This is a genomic window from Pseudomonas sp. PH1b, from assembly GCF_000633395.1.
Lineage (GTDB): Bacteria > Pseudomonadota > Gammaproteobacteria > Pseudomonadales > Pseudomonadaceae > Aquipseudomonas.
On the sequence record NZ_AYMU01000076.1, the window covers coordinates 1 to 721 of the forward strand.

Annotated in this window: 2 pseudogenes; one reads left to right on the forward strand and one right to left on the reverse strand. The window is 49.5% G+C overall.

What is annotated here, in order from left to right:
* Window positions 1-152 precede the first annotated feature (152 nt).
* A pseudogene (locus U873_RS35750) lies at window positions 153-424 on the forward strand (hypothetical protein).
* Between the two features lie 68 nt (window positions 425-492).
* Here U873_RS35750 and U873_RS0134040 read toward each other — a convergent pair.
* Window positions 493-721: pseudogene (locus tag U873_RS0134040) on the reverse strand (hypothetical protein); the annotation flags it as partial.

The window sequence follows — 721 nt, forward strand, 5'->3', positions numbered from 1 at the left end:
AGGTGTAATAGTGGGGTTTAGAGGCGCAACCGAAGAGCAAGATGATGGCAAACAGCAGGGACAACAGACGCACGAATCTTCCTTGAGAGCTTTTCAACAACGCACTGCCACCTGAAAACCACCTGTGGCATGGCGATAAGCGGCGGCATTAAATGAAACACCATCAAGTTATTACCGGGCATGACTGCAGCATCCTCTCACTTCTGATCGATACCCAATCTCCCATTGATGTCCTGCACAATGCAGCGACGTATCGCATTCGCGATGTGACTCAACTGCTGGAAAATTTTGCGATTTCTGATAAAGCGCTCCAAGGGCAGTGGTGCTACTGGAACTGTCGCTGGTGCTCAGCATTTTGCTGCGAGATGGGTGTGATTTTATGAATGTGACGACAAGGCGGATGCAGGAACAGGTGCTTCAGTAAGCAAAAAGGGCGGCTTGAAAGTCGCCCTTTTTCTCTTGCAGTAGATCGGATACCAATCAGTCAAAGGCTTACTTGCTCTCTCTGGCAATAGTACCCAGGCTCGCATCCTTGACCAGATAACGCCCCTCCACATCACTTAACACCTTCAAGCTGTTGCGAGCCATCATCACGCCAACCTCAACTTCTTGCTTGAGGTAGATAACCTCGCCTGCCTTAACCATCACAGGCATGTCTGCCCAGTTTTCAGCCTTGGAGCTGATCACGTGCTGACCTGGAGTGACGTAGAAATAGATATAT